This is a genomic window from Okeania hirsuta, assembly GCF_003838195.1.
GTDB lineage: Bacteria > Cyanobacteriota > Cyanobacteriia > Cyanobacteriales > Microcoleaceae > Okeania > Okeania hirsuta.
In genome coordinates this window covers 1-2,752 of sequence record NZ_RCBY01000467.1, presented here as the reverse complement: position 1 = coordinate 2,752, position 2,752 = coordinate 1, and the positions used below count along the sequence as shown (strand labels likewise).

General features: G+C 45.5%; 4 protein-coding genes. All 4 read left to right on the top strand.

Going from position 1 to position 2,752, the window contains the following annotated elements:
• On the top strand, nt 1-308 hold a 308-nt coding region (locus tag D5R40_RS38550; protein ID WP_240041698.1), incomplete at its 5' end, for an isocitrate/isopropylmalate family dehydrogenase.
• Nucleotides 309-1,639: 1,331 nt separating this feature from the next.
• On the top strand, nt 1,640-1,876 hold the full coding sequence (locus D5R40_RS31855; protein ID WP_124155801.1) for a hypothetical protein: 237 nt from the start codon (nt 1,640-1,642) through the stop codon (nt 1,874-1,876).
• A gap of 435 nt (nt 1,877-2,311) precedes the next feature.
• The gene (locus tag D5R40_RS43250) at nt 2,312-2,575 is read left to right on the top strand and encodes a RecQ family zinc-binding domain-containing protein (protein WP_124155800.1); all 264 of its coding nucleotides are present in this window, start codon (nt 2,312-2,314) and stop codon (nt 2,573-2,575) included.
• The coding region (locus D5R40_RS38545; RefSeq protein WP_205127803.1) for a hypothetical protein at nt 2,545-2,752 on the top strand (208 nt) is incomplete at its 3' end. The genes D5R40_RS43250 and D5R40_RS38545, both read left to right, overlap by 31 nt.

Below are 2,752 nucleotides of genomic sequence, written 5' to 3'. Positions count from 1 at the left end.
AGTTCGCTGCTAAGCATTACCCTGAGGTTGAATTGGATTTTATGTTTGTGGACAATGCCGCTATGCAGTTGATCCAATATCCAAAGCAATTTGACGTAATTCTGACCTCCAACATGTTTGGGGATATTCTATCGGATGAAGCTAGTGTATTGCCTGGTTCTATGGGCTTGTTGCCTTCAGCATCTATCGGCTTAAAGACCTCGATGTTTGAAACGATATGTCACGGCTCATGTCCCACAAGGACGGGCAAGGAAGAACCATCGCCTAAATGGAGACAATGGCTACGATCGGGTTGTCAGCAGCTATGATGCTAGAATCCCCTTGGATATTGATTGAGAAGCGCCGTTATCCGAACAGGCGGTTAAGGATGTGCTTGAGCAAGATCTGGATCAGGAATCGCACGCCAGATATTAGGCCCACCCAGACAAGCCATTGGGGATTGGCAGAGAGAGATGCGGAGTCATGGGAGGGGGGAGCGCAGCGAGAGGCAGATCAACAGGGGATCACATGCGTTCCTAAGTCTGTCGAGAAGTACCTATTATAATCTAGGACAGGACAAACCAGACCTCAAGCAAAGACATAAACGGCCTAAAGAATATATCAATGGATTCGACGTAGGCAGGAGTTGGATCCGTAAAGATAGTGATAAGTATAAACGATTTGAGTTTTGTCGGGCTTGAGGCGGGGCCCCCAGGGCTCATGCTCTTTTTTAAATATAAGCCTTACCCGGCTAGAACATCTAACGCTCGAAATATGCCGCCTCTAAAACCGTCCGACAATATTACAAAAAAGTATTGGGGTTTGAGGTTGTCATACGGGCCTTGCAAAGAGGAGATCATTCGTCCGTGTAACAGGCAATGATACCCTAGCTCTCCTCCCCACCGGTGCGGCAAATCCATCTGCTTTCCAAGGTACCTGCCATAGCATGGAAGGATTGCCAATCGTTTGTAATCTCCGCTGATCGTTCACTAGAAAGACAATCGCCAAACTCCGTAAGCGAAAGCTATAAAGGCACGAGGCCATATTTCTGGTAGTCCTTTACGTGATATTGATCGCATCTTGGATAACTGCGTGTATGGACAAGTAAAGTTTCTCTACCTCTCTCCCTGACACGGCTTAAACAATCCGAGTGTGATTGAACGAATCAAGAAAAATGCGAGTCAACACGGTGCTGTGCAGTATATGTAAAGCCACACTGTATCTCGCACAGTGGGGCTATTCGACTGAGCTTGGCCTCCGCGAGCTCAGAGACCAATCTGTACCATGCGAACTCGTTCCTGTACGAGCGGGCCTTTATCCCTAACTGCACTGCCACTTCCGAGTAAGTGAAGGATTATTCGGAGAAATGTGCTTCCGAGCAGGGAAGCACAGGTGTGATCAAAAGAGCTTTGTCGTTCCAACTTGTCCAGCAGCGGTTGCCAAGAGAAACCAAAATTGGCAATTTGGCCACAAACCTGACCAGAATGTCGTGGAAGCGCAGTAGTTTACGTTAAAAAGAAATCGGCCGTAAAACCAAAGAAATCGCACCACTATCTAGGTAAAAGAAAAATCGCTGCCGATTAAATTATCAACGCAGGCTTGCCCACTGCAACACGAGATCTGAAACCAAGAGGCCTGGACCAGAAAACCGGACTAGGGTATGGTTAGTACCCGAATGCCTTTGGAATGGGGAATTGATAAGCCGGATGTTCGAGCGGGTACAACATGGATCTACCGGATAACTGTGAAAGCTTATTTCCAAGGAAGCAGGAAAGAGCAGGAAGAGATGGACAAAAGGCATATGCTGTTCTCCTTTATTAACCAGCAGGATAAGGAACAACTGGAAGAAAACCTAGAATTAGCCTTTCCCTTGGATATCGCTGAGATCAAACAATAGACTATCAGCCCTTAGGCAGCTTTTACAATTAGCCCATTATGGAAGGGGGTTTTTTGGAAGGAAGGGCAGAGTTCTTCCGATTTTGACATCAAATAAGGATTTTTGCTCCAGAAGTTTCAAAATTCCATCCGGTAAAGGTGTTCAATAGTTTGAAAAGGCGCTAGACAAGGTAAGGGGATTGAATCATATTGACTGAAAGCAGTGGTTCATCCCAGCAATCTGCCGATTAAGGTCATAAAGATACCTTATATGAATTTTCAATTGCGCAATCCGAAGTTGGATAAGACTGAAAGTGATACTTCGATCCTACAAAGGTGCTTTCAGGAACTATAATTAATTGAGAGAAACCAGTTGGCCTCGAATCTTTATCCTATTCCCTAAGACCACGGAGCTTTCAAACGCGCCTTTATGTTGTTTGCTTCGGAAGGAAGGTAAATGGCGTTGATCTACGTCCCACAAAAAGAAAATCCACAGATCATTTTCTTACAGGAAAGATTACCCATCGAGGATCTTTTCATTGATCAGCAACTTTACCACTTTAGAAAGAATCGCTACTTGGAGCGAGTCAATAAAGCCATTTCCTATGCGGAGACGGTACTGTGCCGGCAGCAGCAATTGGTGCGTTACTTCGGAGAAGACAATGAGGAGAAATGTGAAATCTGTGACGTGTGTTTAGGACGGCACAAGGCAGAGGATTAACTAAGGAGCTTGATTTACAAAAACAGGTAAAATTTCTGGGGTACCTAGATCCAGAAGAACTCAGGAGAATTACCCCACAGGCACACCTGGGCCTGAACCTACTGGAAAACAAAGGCCTAAGCTATTATTACTCGCTTGCCAATAAAACCTTTGATTACCTACAAGCAGGGCTGCCTT

Coding starts and splice junctions, on each gene's coding strand:
- D5R40_RS31855 (WP_124155801.1), top strand. CDS start 1,640: ATGGTTAGTACCCGAATGCCTTTGGAATGGGGAATTGATAAGCCGGAT.
- D5R40_RS43250 (WP_124155800.1), top strand. CDS start 2,312: ATGGCGTTGATCTACGTCCCACAAAAAGAAAATCCACAGATCATTTTC.